At 51.3% G+C, this 21,451-nt stretch carries 21 protein-coding genes (1 of these 21 running past the window's edge); all 21 read left to right on the forward strand.

Annotated elements, in window-relative coordinates; genetic code table 11:
- Positions 1-1,133: the 3' portion of a PucR family transcriptional regulator gene (locus AC0LWF_RS26625; RefSeq protein ID WP_474654511.1), read on the forward strand. It extends 7 nt beyond the left edge of the window; only the last 1,133 of its 1,140 coding nucleotides appear in the window; the start codon falls outside the window, past its left edge; it ends in the stop codon at positions 1,131-1,133.
- A gap of 91 nt (positions 1,134-1,224) precedes the next feature.
- Positions 1,225-2,346 (forward strand): ABC transporter ATP-binding protein, encoded by a 1,122-nt coding sequence (locus AC0LWF_RS26630; RefSeq protein ID WP_474654512.1) that lies wholly within the window; start codon positions 1,225-1,227, stop codon positions 2,344-2,346.
- A gap of 153 nt (positions 2,347-2,499) precedes the next feature.
- Positions 2,500-3,438: an HPr(Ser) kinase/phosphatase gene (hprK, locus tag AC0LWF_RS26635; RefSeq protein WP_474654513.1), complete on the forward strand. Its 939-nt coding sequence runs from the start codon at positions 2,500-2,502 to the stop codon at positions 3,436-3,438.
- Between the two features lie 113 nt (positions 3,439-3,551).
- Positions 3,552-4,592, forward strand: coding sequence for a prolipoprotein diacylglyceryl transferase (gene lgt / locus AC0LWF_RS26640; RefSeq protein WP_474654514.1), 1,041 nt, complete (start codon positions 3,552-3,554; stop codon positions 4,590-4,592).
- A 10-nt stretch (positions 4,593-4,602) separates the two neighbouring features.
- Positions 4,603-5,259 (forward strand): pyrophosphatase PpaX, encoded by a 657-nt coding sequence (gene ppaX / locus AC0LWF_RS26645; protein ID WP_474654515.1) that lies wholly within the window; start codon positions 4,603-4,605, stop codon positions 5,257-5,259.
- A 6-nt stretch (positions 5,260-5,265) separates the two neighbouring features.
- Entirely contained in the window at positions 5,266-5,742 is a 477-nt protein-coding gene (locus AC0LWF_RS26650; protein ID WP_474654516.1) for an acyltransferase, read from the forward strand.
- 20 nt (positions 5,743-5,762) lie between these two features.
- Entirely contained in the window at positions 5,763-6,884 is a 1,122-nt protein-coding gene (locus AC0LWF_RS26655; protein WP_474654517.1) for a polysaccharide deacetylase family protein, read from the forward strand.
- 144 nt (positions 6,885-7,028) lie between these two features.
- Positions 7,029-8,279, forward strand: a complete 1,251-nt coding sequence (locus AC0LWF_RS26660) for an ATP phosphoribosyltransferase regulatory subunit (protein WP_474654518.1) — start codon at positions 7,029-7,031, stop codon at positions 8,277-8,279.
- Entirely contained in the window at positions 8,276-8,929 is a 654-nt protein-coding gene (hisG, locus tag AC0LWF_RS26665; RefSeq protein WP_474654519.1) for an ATP phosphoribosyltransferase, read from the forward strand. Before AC0LWF_RS26660 ends, hisG begins: the two co-directional genes overlap by 4 nt.
- A gap of 33 nt (positions 8,930-8,962) precedes the next feature.
- Positions 8,963-10,246, forward strand: a complete 1,284-nt coding sequence (hisD, locus tag AC0LWF_RS26670; RefSeq protein WP_474654520.1) for a histidinol dehydrogenase — start codon at positions 8,963-8,965, stop codon at positions 10,244-10,246.
- A gap of 56 nt (positions 10,247-10,302) precedes the next feature.
- Entirely contained in the window at positions 10,303-10,902 is a 600-nt protein-coding gene (gene hisB, locus AC0LWF_RS26675; RefSeq protein ID WP_474654521.1) for an imidazoleglycerol-phosphate dehydratase HisB, read from the forward strand.
- Between the two features lies 1 nt (position 10,903).
- The gene (gene hisH, locus AC0LWF_RS26680) at positions 10,904-11,527 is read left to right on the forward strand and encodes an imidazole glycerol phosphate synthase subunit HisH (protein WP_474654522.1); all 624 of its coding nucleotides are present in this window, start codon (positions 10,904-10,906) and stop codon (positions 11,525-11,527) included.
- 61 nt (positions 11,528-11,588) lie between these two features.
- Positions 11,589-12,347: an imidazole glycerol phosphate synthase subunit HisF gene (gene hisF / locus AC0LWF_RS26685; protein WP_474654523.1), complete on the forward strand. Its 759-nt coding sequence runs from the start codon at positions 11,589-11,591 to the stop codon at positions 12,345-12,347.
- Positions 12,344-13,015: a bifunctional phosphoribosyl-AMP cyclohydrolase/phosphoribosyl-ATP diphosphatase HisIE gene (hisIE, locus tag AC0LWF_RS26690; protein ID WP_474654524.1), complete on the forward strand. Its 672-nt coding sequence runs from the start codon at positions 12,344-12,346 to the stop codon at positions 13,013-13,015. The genes hisF and hisIE overlap by 4 nt, the downstream gene beginning before the upstream one ends.
- Before the next feature lie 278 nt (positions 13,016-13,293).
- Positions 13,294-14,244: a ribose-phosphate diphosphokinase gene (locus AC0LWF_RS26695; RefSeq protein ID WP_126013284.1), complete on the forward strand. Its 951-nt coding sequence runs from the start codon at positions 13,294-13,296 to the stop codon at positions 14,242-14,244.
- Positions 14,245-14,388: 144 nt separating this feature from the next.
- Complete coding sequence (locus AC0LWF_RS26700) at positions 14,389-16,131, forward strand: tetratricopeptide repeat protein (RefSeq protein ID WP_474654525.1); 1,743 nt, start codon at positions 14,389-14,391, stop codon at positions 16,129-16,131.
- 198 nt (positions 16,132-16,329) lie between these two features.
- A complete protein-coding gene (trxB, locus tag AC0LWF_RS26705) occupies positions 16,330-17,277 on the forward strand; it encodes a thioredoxin-disulfide reductase (protein WP_474654526.1) in 948 nt (315 codons plus the stop codon).
- Between the two features lie 236 nt (positions 17,278-17,513).
- Complete coding sequence (locus tag AC0LWF_RS26710) at positions 17,514-18,464, forward strand: ROK family glucokinase (RefSeq protein ID WP_474654527.1); 951 nt, start codon at positions 17,514-17,516, stop codon at positions 18,462-18,464.
- A 31-nt stretch (positions 18,465-18,495) separates the two neighbouring features.
- On the forward strand, positions 18,496-19,383 hold the full coding sequence (gene rapZ, locus AC0LWF_RS26715; RefSeq protein ID WP_090583446.1) for an RNase adapter RapZ: 888 nt from the start codon (positions 18,496-18,498) through the stop codon (positions 19,381-19,383).
- A 7-nt stretch (positions 19,384-19,390) separates the two neighbouring features.
- Positions 19,391-20,374, forward strand: coding sequence for a gluconeogenesis factor YvcK family protein (locus AC0LWF_RS26720; protein ID WP_474654528.1), 984 nt, complete (start codon positions 19,391-19,393; stop codon positions 20,372-20,374).
- Between the two features lie 6 nt (positions 20,375-20,380).
- Positions 20,381-21,322 carry a DNA-binding protein WhiA gene (whiA, locus tag AC0LWF_RS26725; protein ID WP_474654529.1) on the forward strand — a complete coding sequence of 314 codons (942 nt, stop codon included), beginning with the start codon at positions 20,381-20,383 and terminating at the stop codon, positions 21,320-21,322.
- Positions 21,323-21,451: the final 129 nt, after the last annotated feature.

Raw genomic sequence — 21,451 nt, forward strand, 5'->3', positions numbered from 1 at the left:
AAGCAAAGTGGATCAAGCAACTGCAAGCTGTCCTGGATTGCCCAGTCCGAGAGTTGCAGCTGCCAATCCAAGATTGGAACATGATTATTGAAGATCGTATCACTCTCAATAATCAACAAAAACCGAATGCGGTTACAACTGGCGATTATGTGATTGGTCCTGAAGGCACTGCATGGTTTCTGCTGCATGTAGGAGCACAGTACGCCAATCTGCTTGAAGTGGAATGTGAGCGTTTGTCTGAGAAGGAAATGCGGCTCATGAGCTGGACGTTATCTCAGATGCTCGCTGAGAAGACAAAGAGCTATGAAGGCATACCAGAGTCGGAGCGCTATGCTCGTGAGCTTGGCGCATGGATTGAAGAACAGCTGGAGGCGGAGGAACCGAAGCAGCAGCTGCCGGATCGCCTGATGTCGAGAGGTAGACTGTTCTCCTCCATGATTCCGTTCTTACTCGTATGTGAGCAGGCTGAATCAGGACGAGCAAGCTACAGTGAGCTAGAGAAGCTGCTTCGCACGTTTCTAGCTGAAGAGGTTATCATTATTCCAATTAAAGAGCAGGAGTGGCTGATTCTAGGTCCCATCTCTCTGATCAATGATGCACAGCTAGAGGAACGGGATGATGAACTCGAGGAGACGATGGAGGAGAGCTTAACATCTATCGTATCTGGTCTGCACGAGATGCTTTCTAGCGAATGGATCGGTGAGTGTCATCTCGCGGTCGCCCAGCCGATCTCTCCGACAAGTTCGATTGTCAACACAACCGCAGTGCTGCGGGAAACCGTTCATCTCGGACGAACGTTCCATGTCGGTACCAATATACATCTCCCATGGTTGCTGCATCTAGAGCGTCTACTCGATACGATCCCGGAGACGCAGCGGATCAAATTCGTGGAGCAGGCGCTAAAGCGGAAGGATGCTTTTCTAGAGCCGGAAATTCTTACGACGCTTGAAACATTCTTTTCACTTGATTGCAATGTCAGTGAAACTGCGAAGAAGCTCTATATTCACCGCAATACGCTGCTGTACAGACTGGATAAGCTCAAACAGGAGACTGAACTGGACGTGCGGCAGTTCCGCGATGCGGTTCTAGTCAAAATCATATTGCTATTGTACAAAGTGACGAAAAGGTCGTAGTTTTTTTGTAAAGTATGTGCATAGTCATTGTGAGGTCGCTGATATACACTAAGTGTATTGAAAGACAATTACCGTTTAGGGGGAAATACTAATGGCTGGTGTACGCTTAGAGCATGTTTACAAAAAATACGCGGGTACTGATCTCGCTTCCGTAAAAGATTTCAACCTTGACATTAAAGACAAAGAATTCTTGGTTCTTGTCGGCCCATCGGGTTGCGGTAAATCCACGACGCTTCGTATGATCGCTGGTCTTGAAGAAATCTCTGAAGGTAAACTGTTCATCGGCGAGCGTCTTGTAAATGACGTTGCACCTAAAGATCGCGATATCGCGATGGTATTCCAATCCTATGCATTGTACCCACATATGAACGTATACCAAAACATGGCTTTTGGTTTGAAACTTCGTAAATTCAAAAAAGCAGAGATCGACAAACGTGTCCGTGAAGCTGCTAAAATTCTTGATATCGAGCATTTGCTTGAGCGTAAGCCAAAGGCACTTTCCGGTGGTCAACGTCAGCGTGTTGCTCTAGGCCGTGCGATCGTTCGTGAACCACAAGTATTCTTGATGGATGAGCCGCTTTCCAACTTGGACGCTAAACTCCGTGGCCAAATGCGCGCAGAGATCTCCAAACTGGCTAAACGTCTTGAAACAACTGTTATCTACGTAACGCATGACCAAATCGAAGCTATGACAATGGGTGACCGTATCGTCGTTATGAAAGACGGTATTATTCAACAAGCTGCTTCCCCGGAAGAGCTTTACAACCACCCAGTAAACATCTTCGTAGCAGGCTTTATCGGTGCACCTTCGATGAACTTCATCACTGGTACAGTGACTGAAGGCGGCGGCTCCGTTCGCTTCAAATCGAATAACATTGATGTTCTTGTTCCAGAAGGCAAAGCTGCGCAATTGCGTGAAAAAGGCCTGATCGGTAAAGAAATCATCCTTGGTATCCGTCCAGAAGATCTGCACGAAGAACCAGTATTCCACGAGGCTTCCCCGCAAACTATCGTGAACGCTCACGTTGAAGTTGCTGAGAACCTTGGTCACGAAATGTTCTTGTACCTGAACGGTCTTGGTAAAGACACTGTAATCGCACGCGTTGACGGCCGCTCCGGTGTTAAAGAAGGTACTAACGTGAAGCTTGCTCTTGATATGAACAAAGTTCATGTCTTCGACAAAGAAACAGAGCTGAATGTATTCGAAGTATAATTGATAAGGCGCTGAGCCTTTACAGACAACCGCCCGATCACAAATCGGGCGGTTGTTTTTATTGCGTATTTTCGTTACGATAACAATAGCTGAATAGTTAATTCATTACATAAAAATCTCGTAGCTGGCTGCGACTTCTGAGGAGACCAACCGATGGCTAAAAAAGTGAAAGTATCTGAGCTAATCAGTCAATTCCAGCTCGAAATCTTAAGTGGTGAGGATGGGCTGCGCCGCAGCATTACAGTTGACGATTTGTCGCGCCCTGGTCTAGAGATGGCAGGCTATTTTGAGTATTACCCGAAAGAACGGGTACAAATTCTAGGGCGAACTGAACTGACTTTCATGGATACGCTGAGCAAGCAGGAACGTTTGGATCGCATGGAGCGGCTGTGTGACGAGGAAACGCCATGTTTCATTATTACGCGCGGCATGGAAGCGCCAGCCGAGCTGATCGAGCTGTCAAACCAGAAGCAAATCCCGGTGCTTCGCAGCAACGCGGCAACGACGATTTTCTTGAGCCGGATCACGAACTTCCTGGAGCGCAAGCTTGCACCATCCGCTACGATTCACGGCGTTCTTGTCGATGTATATGGTGTTGGTATGCTCATAACCGGCGGCAGCGGAATTGGTAAGAGCGAGACGGCACTTGAGCTTGTGAAACGAAGCCACCGCCTTGTAGCGGATGATGCGGTTGAAATCCGCCAAACTTCGGATGGGCAACTGCATGGAACGGCGCCTGAGCTCATTCGCCATTTGCTTGAAATTCGTGGACTAGGCATCATTAACGTAATGACATTGTTCGGCGCTGGTGCAGTCCGCAATATGAAGCGGATTAGCGTCGTCATTAAGCTTGAGAACTGGCAAGCGGACAAGCAGTACGATCGCCTCGGTCTTGACGAAGAAACGACACGTATCATTGATACAGATGTTCCGATTGTAACGGTTCCGGTTCGTCCAGGACGAAACCTCGCGGTCATTATTGAAGTGGCAGCGATGAACTTCCGCTTGAAGCGGATGGGCTACAACGCAGCGCTCCAATTTACGAACAAGCTGACGGAGACCATTGCAGAAGACGCGGACGATTTTGATTGATAGTTGCCCTATTAATAGGCAATAAGATTTGTGCGATGTCATATAGAAATGAATGAGTGAGAAGTTTATGCATTCTGTATGATTATTTATGTGAGAGAAGGAGCCTGTGACGTATGTTTGGATTACGATTAGATCCTGTTGCTTTTTCCATTGGCGCCATTAGTGTCCATTGGTACGGTATTATTCTAGGAACAGCCGCGCTTGTAGGCTTGCTCCTTGCCGTTCGGGAAGGCAGACGCTTCGGCTTGTCGCCGGACTTCTTCATGGATTTGCTGCTGCTCGGCGTGCCGTCAGCAATTGTTGGCGCGCGAATTTACTATGTCATGTTTACTTGGGACGAATATAAGAGTAACCCGCTGGATGTATTCAAGATCTGGCATGGCGGTATTGCGATCTATGGAGCGCTAATTGGGGCATTCGCTTGCGGTGTTATTTATTTCCGCGTTAAAGGGTACAGCTTCTGGCGTGTTGCTGATATCTGTGCGCCTTCGCTCATTGCTGGACAAATGATCGGTCGTTGGGGCAACTTCGTTAATCAAGAAGCGTTCGGCGGACCTGTCGAGGAATCGTTCTTGCGTAACACGCTTCATCTGCCGAACTGGATTGTCGACCAGATGTATGTTGATACGGACAGCTTGTTTCATCACCCGACATTCCTATATGAGTCGCTATGGAACCTGGTCGGCTTGATCCTGCTGCTCGTCATTCGCCGCCGCCAATTCCTGCGCGCTGGTGAATTGCTGTTCAGCTACTTCATCTGGTATTCCATCGGACGTTTCTTCATCGAAGGGCTCCGTACGGATAGTCTTGCATTCCACGGTGCTGCATGGGCGGCAAAGGTAATGGATGCAATGTGGTCACCAATGAAGCTCTTCGGATTCGATGCGGGGTATTTGAACCCTGCTGAAGGAAATATCCGTATTTCTCAGCTGATTTCCGTTCTGCTTATTATTGCTGCAATTACTCTCATTATTGGCCGTCGTACGACGGGCGAAGCGAAGGTGCGTTACAGCGATCCAATTATTAATTATAAGACAGGCCTTCCTGCTGGTGCAGACGTAGCTGCGAAGCAGACATCCGTTCCTGCAGAGAACCGTGCGGACATGAAGAAGCAATCGGACGAAGCAGGCAGTGACACAACAATAAAGGAGTAACACAATAAGCATGACAACAACGATTAAGACAATGCTATTTGATCTGGACGGCACGATTATGGATACGAATGAGCTCATTATTCAATCGTTTATTCACTCTCTAAAGGGAATTGTGCCTCCGGAGTTTGACCGTGAACATATTATTCCGAGCATGGGGCAGCCGCTAACGAAACAAATGCAGCTGTTCTCTGGCCGCGAAGATGTGACAGACCTGGTTGCTGCCTATCGTGAAATCAATCTTAAAATGCACGATGATTATGTGACTGCTTTCCCGTTCGTAAGGGAAGTGTTTGCGAAGCTTCATGAAGCGGGCATCCGAATCGGAATTGTGACGACGAAGATGCGGCTGACGACAGAGCGTGGCCTTCGTTACGTCGGATTGTATGAATATGTGGAGCCAGGGGCGATCGTGACGATTGAAGATGTCGAGCATCCGAAGCCGCACCCTGAACCGGTGCAGAGAGCGCTTGATCTGCTCGGCGCTGATCCGAAGACGACGATGATGGTTGGCGACAGTGGCGTAGACATCGAGTCTGCTGAAGCGGCTGGTGTCATCCCGGTCGGTGTGGCGTGGTCTTTGAAAGGCGAGGCGAAGCTGAGGGAGAGCGGGGCGCGTCATATTATTCATGACATGCGCGATTTGTACGCATTCGTGGGATTGGAGTAAATCTCCTTGAGAAATGTTGAACGCTATCCGGTCGAAGGACCGAACGCCTTATGGCAAGTATATCGTACAGTTAGCCGGTTAAAAGCAATTCGTAATTTCGTGTTCATACAAGTGGCGCGCTACTGTCCGTCTCTGCCGGTGAAAAATTGGATCTACCGGCATGTGCTCGGCATGCAGGTAGGGCGCCACTGCGCTTTTGCGCTTATGGTGATGGTGGACGTGTTCTTCCCTGAGAAGATTTCTATCGGCGATAACTCTATCATAGGCTACAATACGACGATACTTACCCATGAGTATTTGATAAAAGAGTATCGGCTTGGCGAGGTGCGAATTGGAGCGAACGTGATGATCGGCGCGAATACGACGATTCTTCCTGGCGTGACTATTGGCGACGGAGCGGTTGTAGCAGCTGGCTCAGTCGTGCACAAGGATGTACCTGCAGGTGCTTTTGTCGGTGGCAATCCCATTAGAGTCATTCGGTAATGAATAAGGAGTATGGGTTCATGAATCGTAAATTAATTGCGATATCGCTATTATTCATCGTAACTGCAATTTGTACAGGTGGCTATTACATGCATGTTAAAGGGCGTACGCATTCATCGCGGACAACTGCATCGGCTAACCGGGGCATTGCAGAAAGAAGAGTAGCAGCAGGGAATCATGCGACAGCAAAGCGCAGAAGCAGTACTTCCTCGCAGTCGGGGAAGTACTACAGCAATAAGGTTATTGTGCTGATGTACCATGAGGTTGCTGCGGTGCCAAAGGATGATAAGGCACTGCCACTGAACAAATTCGAGAAGCAGCTGGCGATGATGAAGGCCGACGACTTCCACTGGATTACGATGAAGCAGTATGAGCAGTTTATTTTGCATGGTGCTCCTGTTCCAGATAATGCGGTTCTGATGACGTTCGATGATGGCTATGAATCGTATTATACGGATACTTATCCGGTACTAAAGAAATATCATGTGCCAGCGACGAATTTCCTGATTGTGAATACGATTGGCAATCCGCATCATATTGGCATACCCAAGCTGAATTGGCAGCAGGTGGAGGAAATGCACAAGAGCGGTTACGATTTCTATAACCATACCTTTGATTCACATCTCTATGTCGCCTATGATGGCACAGGCAAACGACAGAAGCCGGCGCTCGCGACACCGATGTATCTGAAGGCAAAGCACCGCAAGGAAACGGCAAAGGAATACCGGAAGCGGGTCACGTCGGATTTGGCGGAAGCGAACACGATTTTGGCGCAGAAGCTCGGAACTGATGAAGATAAAATTGTCGCATTCCCGTATGGAGCCTACAACAAGCAGGTGCTGAATATTTGCCGCAAGCTTGGGATCCACATTACATTCACAGTGAAGAGCGGCATTAACGCGGAAGGCCAAACGAACGGTTACCGCGTCAACGCCGGAGGCATCGACGATAATCCAGACACCTTGATCCAGATTATGAAACAGGGGGGTCACTCTTCGGAGACGGAGAAGGAGACGCCCCTTTTCTTTATCCAAATGGGGGTGTTCGGCACAGCGATCATCGGACTTGTGTTTATGCGTACGCTGGTTAACGTATGGGAGGACAAGCATGGGCGTCGAGTATTCAGGAAGCGCTGCGGCTGAAGTCCAATAATTGGGCATGTTATACAGGAAAATGCTGTATTGACGGATAGATGGGCGCGTGGTATTATTACGACTAATCCTTTATTTTGGCAGTATGGTAACATGGTAACACGTTAACAAACTAAAGTGTCGGTGGTGAAATTCGTGTCCAAACCGAAGGTGTTTGAGAAACCGATTGGGGTCAAAGATTATTTGCCGCATGCGGTTGTGAAACTAAGACAAATCGAAAATCAGGTGTTGGCTTGCATGAGCTCATGGGGCTATGAGCAAATCATGACGCCGACAATGGAATATTACGATACGGTTGGCGTTGCGAGTTCAACGTCAGATCAGAAGCTGTTCAAGCTGCTGAATAACAGAGGTACAACACTTGTACTTCGCTCCGATATGACGGCTCCGATCGCGCGGGTTGTCGCTTCTGTATTGAAGGATGTGCAATTCCCGATCCGTTTGTCCTATCACTCGAACGTGTTCCGTGCGATCGAAGAGGAAGCGGGACGTGAAGCTGAATTCTTCCAGACTGGCGTGGAGCTGGTCGGTGATGCTTCGGCTGAGGCTGATGCGGAGGTTGTTGCGCTGGCAATCGCATCGCTCAAAGCAGCCGGTGTCAGCCGTTTCAAAATTGCGATTGGCCATGTCGGCTTCTTGAACGGACTGTTCGAAGAAGCATTGCCAGGTCAACTTGAAGCGCAGGAAGAGCTGAAGGCTTATCTGCTCGGACGTGACTATGTCGGCTATAGAGAGTGCTTGCGCGGTTTGACGCTGTCGGAGCAAATGCGCCTTGAGCTTGAGGGCATTATCCGTCTGCGCGGCGGGCAAGAAGTTTGCGATCAAGCGATGGCGCTTAGCCTGGATGCGACGGCACAGGCATCGATCAAGCATCTGTGTGAGATGTGGGATGTGCTGGATGCATACGGCGTTCGCGAGCATGTGCTGATCGACCTGACGATGATTGGTGATTTTAAATATTATACAGGCATGACATTTGAAGGCTATGCGGCGGATCTAGGATTCCCAGTAGCAAGCGGCGGCCGTTATGATAATCTGCTACAGCAGTTCGGGCGCCCTGCTCCAGCGACAGGCTTCGCGATTAAGACGACGCGCATTCTGGAGCTTATCGGCGACGCGGCTGGTGAAACGGCGGAGCAGAAGATTCTTATCGGCTATGACGCTGAGGGCCGACCGGCTGCACTCGCAAAAGCGCGTGAATTGCGTGAATCAGCAGAGGAATCTTCCGCAGTGGTTGTCGTGACAGAACGTATGGATGCAGCGGCTCAGCAGGCAACGCAGGATGCAGTTAATGCGGCGGACGGCGGTCCATTGCAATATAAAGGTGTTACGTTTACGAAGCTGCTAACCTACTTCGGCGTCGCACAAGGAGGGACAGCGAAATGAGTATTAACGGAGGGCGCGAGCTGCTGAAGGTTGCGATGCCGAAGGGCCGCATCTATAAAGTAGCGTCAAAGCTGTTCCGCGAAGCGGGCGTGCCGATTCCGAGCGACTTCGACGATACGCGCAAGCTCATTATCGAGCTGCCTGAAGCGGGAATGTCGTTCATTATGGCGAAACCGGTCGATGTGCCAACGTATGTGGAGTACGGCGTCGCCGATATCGGTATTGTTGGTAAGGACGTTTTGATGGAAGAGAACAAGGACGTCTACGAGCTGCTAGACCTTGGCATTGCCAAATGCCGCATGTCCGTCATCGGACTGCCGGATTGGAAGCCGGTCATTCATCCGCGGGTGGCGACGAAGTATCCGAACGTGGCTTCGCAATACTTCCGCGAGCTGGGGCAGCAGGTTGAAGTGATTAAGCTGAACGGGTCAATCGAGCTGGCACCGCTCATTGGACTGGCTGACCGGATTGTCGATATGGTTGAGACCGGCCAGACGCTGCGCGAGAATGGTCTTGTCGAGATGGAGCAAATCTTCGGCATTACGAGCCGGCTCATCGCGAACCGCGTTAGTTACCGAATGAAGAACGATGCGATACAGAGCTTATGCGATAAGCTGCAGCATGCGATTGCAGCAAACGCGATTAGATAGATAGCGTGGAAGCGTGAAGGGAGTGGATGGCGTATGCGTAAGCTGCGTGCGGAGCAGTTTGGCTTAACGCGCAAGGTGGACTACGGGTCACCGGAGCAAAATGAATCGGTTCGCCAAATCGTCGATACGGTGCGAACCGAAGGAGATGCGGCATTGCTGCGCTATACGGAGCAGCATGACCGTGTCCGCTTGGACGCGTCTCAGCTGCGCGTCACAGAAAGCGAGATTCAGGCCGCTTATAACCATGTCGATGCGGCGTTTCTGACCGCGATCCGTGAAGCAGCGGTTAATATTCGCAAGTTTCACGAGAAGCAGCTGCGCCAGTCGTGGGTTGACGTTCAGCCGGACGGCACGATGCTCGGTCAGCTGTTGCGTCCGCTGAAGCGCGTCGGCGTCTATGTCCCTGGCGGCAAGGCAGCCTACCCGTCCTCAGTGCTGATGAATGTCATTCCAGCACAGGTCGCGGGCGTGCCTGAGATCGTCATGGTGACGCCTCCGGCAACGGGCGGCAAAGCCGGCATTGACCCTTACATTCTCGTCGCGGCTGCGGAAGCGGGCGTGAAAGAGATGTACCGCGTCGGCGGCGCGCAGGCGGTTGCCGCGCTCGCTTACGGTACGGATACAATCCCGCCGGTCGACAAGATCTGCGGTCCCGGCAACATCTACGTTGCACTAGCGAAGCGCTCGGTATTCGGCGTTGTCGCAATCGACAGCATTGCCGGCCCGAGTGAGATTGTCGTGCTAGCGGATGAGACGGCAGACCCTGCGTACGTCGCAGCTGATCTGCTGTCGCAGGCGGAGCATGATGAGATGGCGTCGGCGATTCTCGTGACGACGTCGGAGAAGCTCGGCGATGCCGTTGCCGCAGAAGTGGAGCGACAGCTCGCGACGCTTCCTCGCGAAGGAACGGCGCGACAATCCATTGCCGAGTACGGCGCTATTCTGATCGCCGAGTCCATGAATGAAGCGATCGATGCCGTTAACCGGATGGCACCGGAGCATCTTGAGATTATGACGGCAGAGCCGATGGCGCTCCTTGGTAGGATCGAGAATGCGGGTGCGATATTCGTTGGCCCGTACAGCTCGGAACCGGTTGGAGATTATTTTGCCGGACCGAATCATATTTTGCCGACGAATGGTACAGCGCGGTTCTCCTCGCCTGTGAACGTCGACGATTTCGTCAAGAAATCGAGCCTAATCTACTATAGTAAAGACGCTCTGCTTGCGAGTGGCGACCAAATTATGACGCTTGCCCGTCATGAAGGTCTTGAAGCGCATGCCAGAGCGATAGAAATTCGTTTGGAGCGGGAGCGTTAAGCGATAAGCTTGTGCTCACGTCAAAATATAGGCTACCTGGAAAGAAGGATGTTTTCATGGCAGAGAACGTGACCCGTGCAGCCGATGTGGCGCGCAAAACAAATGAAACGGACATTAAGCTGGCGTTTGGAATCGACGGCAGCGGCGTATCGAAGCTCGAGACTGACGTGCCATTCCTGAACCACATGCTCGATCTGTTCACGAAGCATGGTCAATTCGATCTTGAAGTCGAAGCGACAGGCGACGTGGATATCGACGATCACCACACGGTTGAGGATATCGGTATCTGCCTCGGCCAGACGATCCGCGAGGCGCTTGGCGACAAACGCGGCATTAAGCGGTATGCTTCGGTATTCGTGCCGATGGATGAGGCGCTTGCACAGGTCGTGATCGACATCAGCAACCGTCCACATTTTGAATACCGTGCGCAGTATCCGTCCCAGCAAGTAGGCAGCTTCCAAGTGGAGCTTGTACATGAGTTTCTGTGGAAGCTCGCTCTTGAAGCGCGTATGACGCTGCACGTGATCGTGCACTACGGGGCGAACACGCATCACATGATTGAAGCGGTATTCAAAGCGCTGGGCCGTGCGCTCGACGAAGCGACAAGCATTGATCCGCGCGTGCAAGGAGTGCCTTCGACGAAAGGAGTGCTGTAGGATGATCGCGATCATCGATTACGGCATGGGGAACCTCCACAGCGTCAGCAAAGCGGTTGAGCGGCTCGGTTACGAGACGATCATTACGGCGGACGCGAAAGAGATTATGGAGGCGGACGGTGCGATATTGCCGGGGGTTGGCGCTTTCGGCGATGCGATGCAGAACTTGCAGAACACCGGTCTTGATGAAGTGACAAGGTTCTACGCGTCATCCGGCAAGCCGCTGCTCGGTATCTGCCTCGGTATGCAGCTGCTATTCAGCGAAAGCGAGGAGTATGGCCGCCATGAAGGTCTTGGCTTGCTGCCGGGTACGGTCATTCGTTTCCAAGGTGATTTCAAGGTACCTCATATGGGCTGGAACAAGCTCGACTTCAAGCAGCAGCACAGTCCGCTGTTCGAAGGGCTTACGCCTGGCCATGTCTACTTCGTACATTCGTTCCATGCGAAGCCTGAACGATCCTCGGATCTGCTTGCGACAACGGACTACAATGTACAAGTGACGGCGATTGTCGGCCGCGGCAACGTGTACGGCATGCAGTTTCATCCGGAGAAGAGCGGCGAGCTCGGCATGAGTCTGCTGCGTAATTTTCTTGCATTAACGGGAGCGCGAGAAACGGTTCGTTAAACGTGCAAAATGTTATTTTTCACGTATCACGAACCTGTAAGAGAAGGGAGGCGGCATATACATGCTAGCCAAACGTATTATTCCATGTCTTGATGTCAAAGACGGACGCGTTGTGAAGGGTGTTAATTTCGTTAATTTGCGCGATGCCGGCGATCCGGTGGAGCTTGCGGCGATTTACGACAAGGAAGGCGCGGACGAGCTTGTTTTCCTTGATATTTCTGCCTCGGTAGAAGGCCGGGCGACGATGATCGAAGTGGTCAAACGGACAGCCGGCGAAATTACGATTCCGTTCACTGTTGGCGGCGGCATCTCGCATGTTGATGACATGAAGCGGCTTCTTCGCGCCGGTGCTGACAAGATCGGCATTAACACGGCAGCGGTAAAGAACCGCGATCTTGTTAAGGACGGCGCGCGCAAGTTCGGCTCGCAGTGCATCGTCGTAGCGATCGATGCGAAGTTCAATCCGGCTTGGGGCGAATGGGAAGTGTACACGCACGGCGGACGGACGGCGACGGGCATTAAGGCGCTCGCTTGGGCGAAGGAAGTTGAGGCGCTCGGCGCAGGAGAGATTCTGCTGACGAGCATGGATGCGGACGGCACGAAGGACGGCTTCGATATTAAGCTGACGCAGGCGGTGTCCGAATCGCTCAGCATTCCGGTTATCGCCTCAGGAGGAGCGGGCAAGGTAGAGCATTTCTACGATGTATTCCAGCAGGGGCACGCGGATGCGGGTCTTGCAGCAACGATATTCCACTACAAAGAGATGACGATCCGCGAAGTGAAGGATGATTTGCGGCTGAAGGGAGTCGAGATCAGGTGAGTACAAGTTTGAATTCGATCAAATGGAACGAAGCGGGACTGGTCCCTGCCATCGTGCAGGATGCAGTTAGCAAAGAAGTGCTTATGATGGCGTACATGAACGAGGAATCCTATGCGCGCTCCGTCGAGACGGGAGAGACGTGGTTCTGGAGCCGTTCGCGCGGCGAGCTGTGGCATAAAGGCGCAACAAGCGGCAACACGCAGCGCATCGTATCTATGCATTATGATTGCGACGGAGATACACTGCTTGTACGCGTTGATCAGAACGGACCAGCTTGCCACAATGGTACGTACAGCTGTTTCACCAATGCGGTTGAAGGCGTGAAAGGCGTTGCTGTCGTCGGTGGCGAGCTGCTGCAGACAAGCGATCGCTTCGCGATGCTGAACCAGCTGGAAGCGACGATTGCACAGCGATATATCGAACGTCCTGAAGGTGCTTATACGACGTATCTGTTCGAGAAGGGCGTCGATAAGATTCTGAAGAAAGTCGGCGAAGAATCGGCTGAGGTCATCATTGCTGCGAAGAACAAGGATAATGACGAGCTTCGCTGCGAAGCCAGTGACCTTATCTTCCACTTGATGGTGCTGTTCCGTGAACGCGGACTTTCGCTGGATGAAATCATGGCCGAGCTGAATCGCCGCCATAATAAATCGAAGCAGTCTTCCTAGAACTTTTGACGGGCAGCAGCTTCCTCGAAACCGAGCCTCCATGACGAGAGCTCGGTTTCTATGGCATTTTGACATACAATGTTCATACAATGCGGACAAACCGCGAGAGAAGTTGCATAAGGCCGAGTTCAGGCAATTGGCGGAGATTAGCTAGTCTATAGTGCTTTTGATTGATTTTTGAATTATGAAGAATTCCATGTATAATGAATGGTGTCGAAAGAATCGGTTTTTGTTAGCATTTAAATCAAAGTGGTCTAATCGCTCAGGAGGGTATAATTTTGTTTAGCGACAAGCTACGTATTTTCTCGGGTTCCTCGAATCCCAAACTAGCTGCTCAGATCTGTGAGAATCTTGGTGTGCAGCTCGGTAAAATTAAACTGTCTCGTTTCAAAAGCGGTGAAATTTACGTTCACTATGAGGAAACGATCCGTAACTGTGACGTCTTCCTTGTACAATCGTTCTCGCACCCGATCAATGATCATTTCGTCGAGCTGCTCGTAATGATTGATGCGGCGAAGCGTGCTTCCGCACGTACTGTCAACATCATCGTTCCGTATTACGGTTATGCACGTCAAGAGCGCAAGGCTGCTCCGCGTGAACCGATCTCGGCTAAAATGCTTGCAGACGTACTTACGACTGTTGGTGCGAACCGCGTTATCACAATCGATCTACATGCACCTGCGATCCAAGGCTTCTTCAACATCCCTGTGGATCATCTGACAGGTCTTGATCTGATCAGTGATTATTTGAAATCGAAAAACATTAAAAATCCGGTTGTTGTTTCTCCGGATGCTGGCCGCGCCTCGACTGCTGAGAAGCTGGCTAACTATTTGGATGCACCGTTCGCGATCATGATTAAGAAACGTCCGGCGCATAACGAATCTGTCATCACGCATGTTATCGGTGATGTAACAGGTCAAACACCGATTATTATCGAGGACCTGATTGATACGGGCACAACGATCGTGAATGTCGTTGAAGGTTTGAAAGAACGCGGTGCTGAAGATGTGTATGTGTGCGCGACGCACCCGCTCTTCTCCGGACCTGCGCTGCAGCGATTGGATCACCCGAATATTAAAGAAGTCATCGTAACCGACACGATTGCATTGCCAGAGGATCATTCCGACCGGTTTACCGTCCTTTCGGTTGCGCCGATATTGGCGGAGACTACACGCATCATTCTTGAAGGCGGCTCGATCAGCACACTCTTCAAGAACGCCGGTATCTAGAACACATATGGGCTGCTCTGGTAGCAGCCAAATCGAAATCGCGGGCCTATGCCCGCGATTTCCCACATATTCTTTCGTGTATGGATAGGCCGCGCTATGGTATAATCGTAGAATCGTTGATGTACCGGGGAGGTGCCTTGTGCTATGAAGGAAAAGAAAATTGCGATAGCCAGCCACAGCACGAAAATAATTCCGATTCAATGGGACGCAACGTTCTTCTTCGAGCGAGCGGTCCGGTCGATGGATCGTTATCACTATGACAAGGCACTAAAATATTTCCGCCGCGCGGCCGAATACGAGCCGGAAAATCCAGTGAACCATTGCAATATGGCGGGAATTTTATCGGAGATGGGGAATTACGAAGAATCCAATCGCATTCTGCTGTCGATTGTGAGTGAGCTCGATCCCGAGATGACAGAATGCCACTTCTATATGGCGAACAATTACGCCAACATGGAGAATTATGAAGCGGCCGAGGAATCGCTCATTCGTTACTTGGAGGAAGACCCCGATGGTCAATTCCTTGAAGAGTCCGAAGAGATGATGGAGCTGCTGCATTTCGAGCTTGAGCGTCCGACGAAGCTAGCCTTCATTAAGGCTCGCGAAGGATTCTTCGAGCATGACCAAGCAAGGGCCATGCTGGAGGAAGGCAAGTTTGTCGAAGCGGTAAGATTGCTTGAAAGTATTGTGGAGAAGAACGGCGAGTTCATGGCGGCACGCAACAATTTGGCGCTAGCCTACTACTATATGGGCATGTTCGAAAAAGCCATGGTAACGATTCAGCAGGTGCTGGAGCTCGAACCGGGTAATTTGCATGCGCTCTGCAACCTCGCTATCTTCTATCAGCATGCTGAAGATAAAGCGCAGTTGAAGCCCCTTGTGGAGATGCTGTGCAAAACGGTGCCTTTCCATCAGGAGCATGTGTTTAAGCTGGCGACTACAATGGGTATTCTAGGGGAACACGGCGAAGCGTACCGTCACTTTATGCGCTTGCTGAAGGACAATGGACTGAAGTCCGATCCGTGCCTGTATCATTATGCAGCCGTCGCTGCATGCAACATCGGGCGCTATGAAGAAGCGAGACGATTGTGGCAGCAAGTGAGCAAGCTGGACAGCGAATCACATGTGCCGGGCTACTATTTGGAGCAACTGACACTAATGGAGAACGGCCAGCATGCAGCTCCGACGAGCTACCATTATCATCTCCCGTTCGAAGAACAGTTCAAGCTGTGGGAGAAAAGGTCCGAATCTCTGCCTGATCATATGAAGCGGGATCCACTCGTGAGGTCGTCCTTCTTCTGGGCGCTGCGCCATGGTGATCGCCATACGAAGCTGCAAGTCATTCAAGCGCTCGGCATGATTGCCGACAACGAAGTGAAGGACGCCCTGCGCGACTTCATCGTAGAGCCGCAAGAAGATGACTATTTGAAGAGAATTGCGATCTTCGTGCTCCGTTCAATAGGCGTACATGAATCGCTGAATGCGGTGCTTGAAGGCAAAGAGACGGTGATCGAGCACAGCCGGATGCCTTCGCGCCTGCCGATTTGGGAAGATAAATGGCAGTCCGTGCTTGAAGCGGCGCTCGTTCGAATGAATAAACAATATGACCTCGTGCAGCAGCATGATTTGCTTACGCTGTGGATCGAGTTTCTGTCACGGATTTATCCGGATGTACCGAAGCTCGGAAAAGTGGAAGGCTGGGCGGCTGCGCTTGAATATTTGACAGCGAAGATGCACCGCAGAGAAATTTCGTACCATGAAGTTTCTCTGCGCTACGGCACGTCGATTGCGACCGTTAGTAAATGCGTCAAGCGCATAGATGAGATCTGCGGTATTAAAGAGAAAATGCGGATGGTGTTGCCTGCACTTACCGAGGCTCCGGTTTAAGGTGCCGATTGTGCTCCTGTTGGTATCTCCGCTGCAGTACCGGCTAATTCGATGAGTACTCCCGTGGTGCTTCGCACCAAAGTCGTTCTCATTCGAATTGCCGGCGCTTCCGCTTCGTACCAAAGGTCGCAAAGGGGCAAAACCTTCGCTTGCAGATAAACAACAGGCTGAAGAGATGATTAGTAGGAGGCACCGATCGTGTATAAAGCAATTATTATCGGAACAGGTCCTGCGGGACTGACAGCTGCGATTTACTTGGCACGTGCGAACATGAACCCGCTTGTAATTGAAGGACCAGAGCCAGGCGGTCAATTGACTACGACGACGGAAGTCGAGAATTTCCCTGGTTTCCCTGAAGGGATTATGGGCCCGGATCTGATGGCGAATATGCGTAAACAAGCAGAGCGTTTCGGCGCGGAATTCCGTACGGGCTGGGTGAACTCGGTGGATACGTCGAAGCGTCCGTTCACGCTTCAGGTCGAAGGTCAAGGCGAGCTGCAAGCGGAGTCGCTGATTATATCGACTGGCGCATCAGCGAAGTACCTCGGCATTGCGAACGAGCGCGAGAATGTGGGTAAAGGCGTCAGCACATGCGCAACTTGCGACGGCTTCTTCTTCCGCGGTAAGAAAATTATCGTTGTCGGCGGCGGAGACTCCGCGATGGAAGAAGCGAACTTCCTGACTCGCTTCGCTTCCGAGGTTGTGCTTGTACATCGCCGCCCGGAGATGCGCGCTTCGAAGATCATGCAAGACCGTGCGCGCGAGAACAGCAAGATCAGCTGGGCGCTGGACCGTACGCCGCTTGAAGTGGTTGCGACTGGCATGGGAGTAACGGGCCTTAAGGTGCGCAACAACGCAACAGGCGAAGAAGAAGTAATCGAGACGAACGGTATCTTCGTGGCAATCGGTCACACGCCGAACACGAAGTTCCTCGGCGGCCAGCTGGAAACGGACGAGACAGGCTATCTGCTTGTGAAGCCGGGTACATCTGAGACGAACATTCCAGGCATCTTCGCTTGCGGCGACGTCCAGGACAACAAGTACCGCCAAGCTATTACAGCTGCGGGAAGCGGCTGCATGGCAGCTCTTGATTGCGAGAAGTTCCTCGAAGGCCACGTAGTACACGACTGGAGCCAAACGGTCTAACATGACCTCCATAGACGCGGTCTTTTTTAGTAAACACCGCATGGATGACGCTGTCCGTAATGTACGGACAGCGTCACTTCTTGTACGAGCAGTCCTCTGGTTTTAAGAAGCTTTTTCGCTGGAATCGGTCGGGGGTTGTTTGTCCTTGACCAGTTGGAAGCGTTCGCTTATAGTTTTAGTTGCAAGCAAATGATCGAAAGAAATACTAACTCCCTATATTATAGAGGTGGCCTATTATGTCAGAGAAAATTGTCGTTGGTGTGGATATCGGCGGTACTGCAATTAAAGTTGGAATTTGCAGCATGGAAGGCGAGTTGCTGCATACATTTGAAGGACCGACAGAAGTTGAGAAGGGTTCTGACGTTGTTTGCGACAACATCGCAAAATACGCGAAGCAAATCGTAGAGGAGTCTCCTTTCACTTGGGAGCAAGTTGAAGGCGTAGGCATCGGTATTGCCGGCTTCTTGGACATCGCGAACGGTATTGTTAAGCAATCGGTTAACCTCTTCTTCGACAATGTGCCGCTCAAGGCTATTCTTGAAGAGAAGCTCAGCAAAAGAGTGCTCGTGAACAATGATGCGAACGTAGCAGCTCTTGGCGAAGCATGGGCTGGCGCAGGCCGCGGTATCAACGATTGCGTATGCTACACGCTTGGTACAGGCGTTGGCGGCGGCGTTATCATCAACGGCAAAATCGTAGAAGGCTTTGCTGGCATGGCTGGCGAGCTTGGACATATGGTAACCGTTCCTGATTTGGAAGCTATTCAATGTAACTGCGGCCAAATGGGCTGCCTCGAGACCGTATCATCCGCAACAGGTATCATTCGTATGGCGAAAGATGCTGTTGCGCGCGGCGATCGTACATCGCTTTCGTTCGTGGAAGACATTATGGCGAAAGACGTTATCGATGCGGCAAAAGCTGGCGACGAAGTTGCAGCGCGTATCGTAACTCGTGCCGCGTTCTACTTGGGCAAATCGCTCGGTACGATGGCGGTTGTTCTGAACCCGCAGCGTTTCATCATCGGCGGCGGCGTATCCAAAGCAGGAGAATTCCTGTTTGAACAAATCCGTGAAGCATTCAAGAAATCGGCTCCAGCAATGGCGCAAGAGGGCGTTGAGATCGTCCCTGCAATTCTCGGCAATGATGCTGGTGTTGTTGGCGCAGCTGGACTTATTATTCGTTCATAGATGAATGGTTGCTGGTAGGGAGGGATAGACGATGGACGTGGGAACAGCGATGGCAAGGCTGGTCATTATTACAGGCATGTCCGGAGCGGGCAAGACGATTGCAGTACAGAGCCTTGAGGATCTAGGGTTCTTCTGCGTCGATAATCTGCCGCCGGTGCTTATACCGAAATTTGCCGAGCTAATTGAGCAGTCGAATGGCAAAATCGGCAAAGTAGCGCTCGTAATCGACCTGCGTGGGCGCGAGTTTTTCACCGCATTGTCGGAGTCTCTGGCCTACGTGAAAGAGCATTATACGATAGGGTACGAAATTCTGTTTCTCGATGCGACGGACGGCGTACTCGTCCAGCGTTACAAGGAAAGCCGTCGTCTGCACCCGCTGGCGGCGGAAGGGCTGCCGCTTGAAGGTATTAAGCTGGAGCGGCGCTTGCTCGAAGACTTGAAGGGCTGGGCCACGCAGGTTATTGATACAAGCAGCCTGAAGCCGGCGCAGCTCAAGGAACGGATTATATCCCGTTTCACCAACTCCGATGTGAGCAAAATATCGGTTAACGTTATTTCTTTCGGATTTAAATACGGCATTCCGATCGATGCCGATTTGATTTATGATGTGCGCTTCCTGCCTAATCCACATTATATTGATCATCTTAGGCCGAACACAGGGCAAGATCTTGAAGTGTACGAGTATGTCATGAAGTGGCCAGAGACGCAGACCTTTCTGACGAAGCTGCTCGATATGCTCCAGTTTCTTATTCCGCTGTATCACAAAGAAGGCAAGAGCCAGGTCGTTATTGGCATTGGCTGCACTGGCGGCAAACACCGTTCAGTCGCGATTGCCGAATATTTAGGCCGTATTCTGGGAAGTAGCGATACGGAGCTCGTTCGTGTCAGCCATCGAGATTCAGAGCGTGATCGGAGCTGAGGGCAGAATGACAGAACGTCGTAATGAACAATTGCCCCGTATCGTCGTCATTGGCGGCGGTACGGGTCTTTCCGTCATGCTACGCGGCTTGAAGGAGAAGCCTCTCGACATCACAGCCATTGTTACGGTGGCGGATGACGGCGGCAGCTCCGGCATTCTGCGTAATGAACTGCAGATGCCGCCTCCGGGCGATATCCGCAACGTGCTCATCGCGCTTGCGGATGTGGAGCCGCTGCTTTCAGACATGCTGCAATATCGGTTCAACTCAGGCACAGGTCTTGCCGGCCACAGCTTAGGCAATTTGATGCTTGCGGCGATGACGGATATCTCGGGTGATTTCGTTTCCGGCGTGCGGATGCTAAGTAAAGTATTGGCAGTACGCGGGCGTGTGCTCCCGGCTGCTGGAGAAGCGATTGTGCTTAAAGCTGAGACGGTAGACGGAACGATCATTACCGGAGAATCGAGTATTCCGAAGGCAGGCAAAGCGATCAAGCGGGTCTTCATTGAGCCGCCGGATGTGGAGCCGCTGGAGGAAGCGGTGGAGGCTATCAAGCAGGCTGACGCCATACTAATTGGACCAGGCAGCTTGTACACCAGCATTATTCCGAACTTGCTTGTGCCTAAGCTGGCGGAATGCATCGTGGATTCGAATGCTGTCAAAATGTTCGTCTGCAACGTGATGACACAGCCAGGCGAAACGGACAATTATTCAGTAAGCGATCATCTGGAGGCTGTTCATAAGCACATCGGTCACCATCTGTTCGACTATGTAATCGTGAACGATGGCGAGATTCCGGAGCAGGTGCAGATGAAGTATGCGGAACGTGGTGCGAAGGCGGTCCATCTCGATTTAGAAGAAGTGAAACGGCGCGGCTATGAAGTGGTCGCCGACCGACTCGTGCTGTTCCGTACGTATCTGCGTCATGATGCGGTACGGCTCAGTCATCATATTTATCAGCTTGTAGAAAGCTGGATGGAACGAAAGAGGTGAGTTACATTGTCTTTTGCGGGACAAACCAAAAAAGAATTGACGCTCATCGAAGCGGATCCGTGCTGTGAGAAAGCGGAGCTATCCGCGCTCATCCGAATGAACGGCTCTGTGTCACTATCCAGTCGTAAAGTCATCCTCGATATTTCAACCGAGAATGCCGCGATTGCACGGCGGATCTATTCCCTCATCAAGAAGCAGTTTGCCGTTCATACGGAGCTGCTCGTGCGCAAGAAGATGAGGCTGAAGAAGAACAACGTTTATATCGTACGGATTCCGACGAGGGTGCAGGAGATACTGAGTGATCTTAAGATTGTTTCCGAAGGCTTTATGTTCAATGATGGCATCGACAAAGAGATCATTCGCAAGTCTTGCTGCAAACGCTCGTATTTGCGCGGCGCGTTTCTGGCTGGCGGTTCGGTAAACAATCCGGAAGGGTCATCCTATCACCTTGAAATTGCGACCATGTATGAAGAGCACTGCAAGTCGCTTGTGGAGCTGGCGAATAAGTTCGATTTGAATGCCCGCTGCATCGAGCGCAAGAAGGGGTTCATCTTCTACATGAAAGAGGGCGAGAAAATTATCGAGCTCCTCAGCATCATCGGCGCGCATCAGGCGCTGTTCAAGTTTGAGGATGTCCGCATTATGCGGGATATGCGCAACTCTGTGAACCGAATTGTCAACTGCGAGACGGCCAATCTGAATAAGACGATTGGTGCCGCAGTACGGCAGATTGATAATATTAAGCTGCTGGAGCGAGAAATCGGCCTGAATACCTTGCCGGATAAGCTTCGGGAAGTGGCGCAAGTGCGGCTGACGCACCCTGATCTGAATTTAACGGAAGTCGGCGAAATGCTTAGCGGTAAAGTGAGCAAGTCCGGTGTTAATCACCGATTGCGCAAAATCGATGAGCTTGCCGAAAAAATAAGGAACAGCGTAGCGGAAGGCTAGTGTAGACTTCATAAAAGTGATATAATGGTGAGTAAGCGTAAACGGCTATGTCCGTCCTCCGGCGGCAAGAGCTTACGTTTCGCAGAGACATTATAGAAATTCATACAGACACAGCATATAAATTCTATA

This window comes from Paenibacillus sp. sgz302114, from assembly GCF_056120345.1.

Excerpts from the sequence above, each read along its gene's own strand:
- AC0LWF_RS26630 (WP_474654512.1), top strand. The coding sequence starts at position 1,225 with ATGGCTGGTGTACGCTTAGAGCATGTTTACAAAAAATACGCGGGTACT.
- hprK (WP_474654513.1), top strand. The coding sequence starts at position 2,500 with ATGGCTAAAAAAGTGAAAGTATCTGAGCTAATCAGTCAATTCCAGCTC.
- lgt (WP_474654514.1), top strand. The coding sequence starts at position 3,552 with ATGTTTGGATTACGATTAGATCCTGTTGCTTTTTCCATTGGCGCCATT.
- ppaX (WP_474654515.1), top strand. The coding sequence starts at position 4,603 with ATGACAACAACGATTAAGACAATGCTATTTGATCTGGACGGCACGATT.
- AC0LWF_RS26655 (WP_474654517.1), top strand. The coding sequence starts at position 5,763 with ATGAATCGTAAATTAATTGCGATATCGCTATTATTCATCGTAACTGCA.
- hisG (WP_474654519.1), top strand. The coding sequence starts at position 8,276 with ATGAGTATTAACGGAGGGCGCGAGCTGCTGAAGGTTGCGATGCCGAAG.
- hisD (WP_474654520.1), top strand. The coding sequence starts at position 8,963 with ATGCGTAAGCTGCGTGCGGAGCAGTTTGGCTTAACGCGCAAGGTGGAC.
- hisB (WP_474654521.1), top strand. The coding sequence starts at position 10,303 with ATGGCAGAGAACGTGACCCGTGCAGCCGATGTGGCGCGCAAAACAAAT.
- hisH (WP_474654522.1), top strand. The coding sequence starts at position 10,904 with ATGATCGCGATCATCGATTACGGCATGGGGAACCTCCACAGCGTCAGC.
- hisF (WP_474654523.1), top strand. The coding sequence starts at position 11,589 with ATGCTAGCCAAACGTATTATTCCATGTCTTGATGTCAAAGACGGACGC.
- AC0LWF_RS26700 (WP_474654525.1), top strand. The coding sequence starts at position 14,389 with ATGAAGGAAAAGAAAATTGCGATAGCCAGCCACAGCACGAAAATAATT.
- AC0LWF_RS26710 (WP_474654527.1), top strand. The coding sequence starts at position 17,514 with ATGTCAGAGAAAATTGTCGTTGGTGTGGATATCGGCGGTACTGCAATT.
- rapZ (WP_090583446.1), top strand. The coding sequence starts at position 18,496 with ATGGACGTGGGAACAGCGATGGCAAGGCTGGTCATTATTACAGGCATG.
- AC0LWF_RS26720 (WP_474654528.1), top strand. The coding sequence starts at position 19,391 with ATGACAGAACGTCGTAATGAACAATTGCCCCGTATCGTCGTCATTGGC.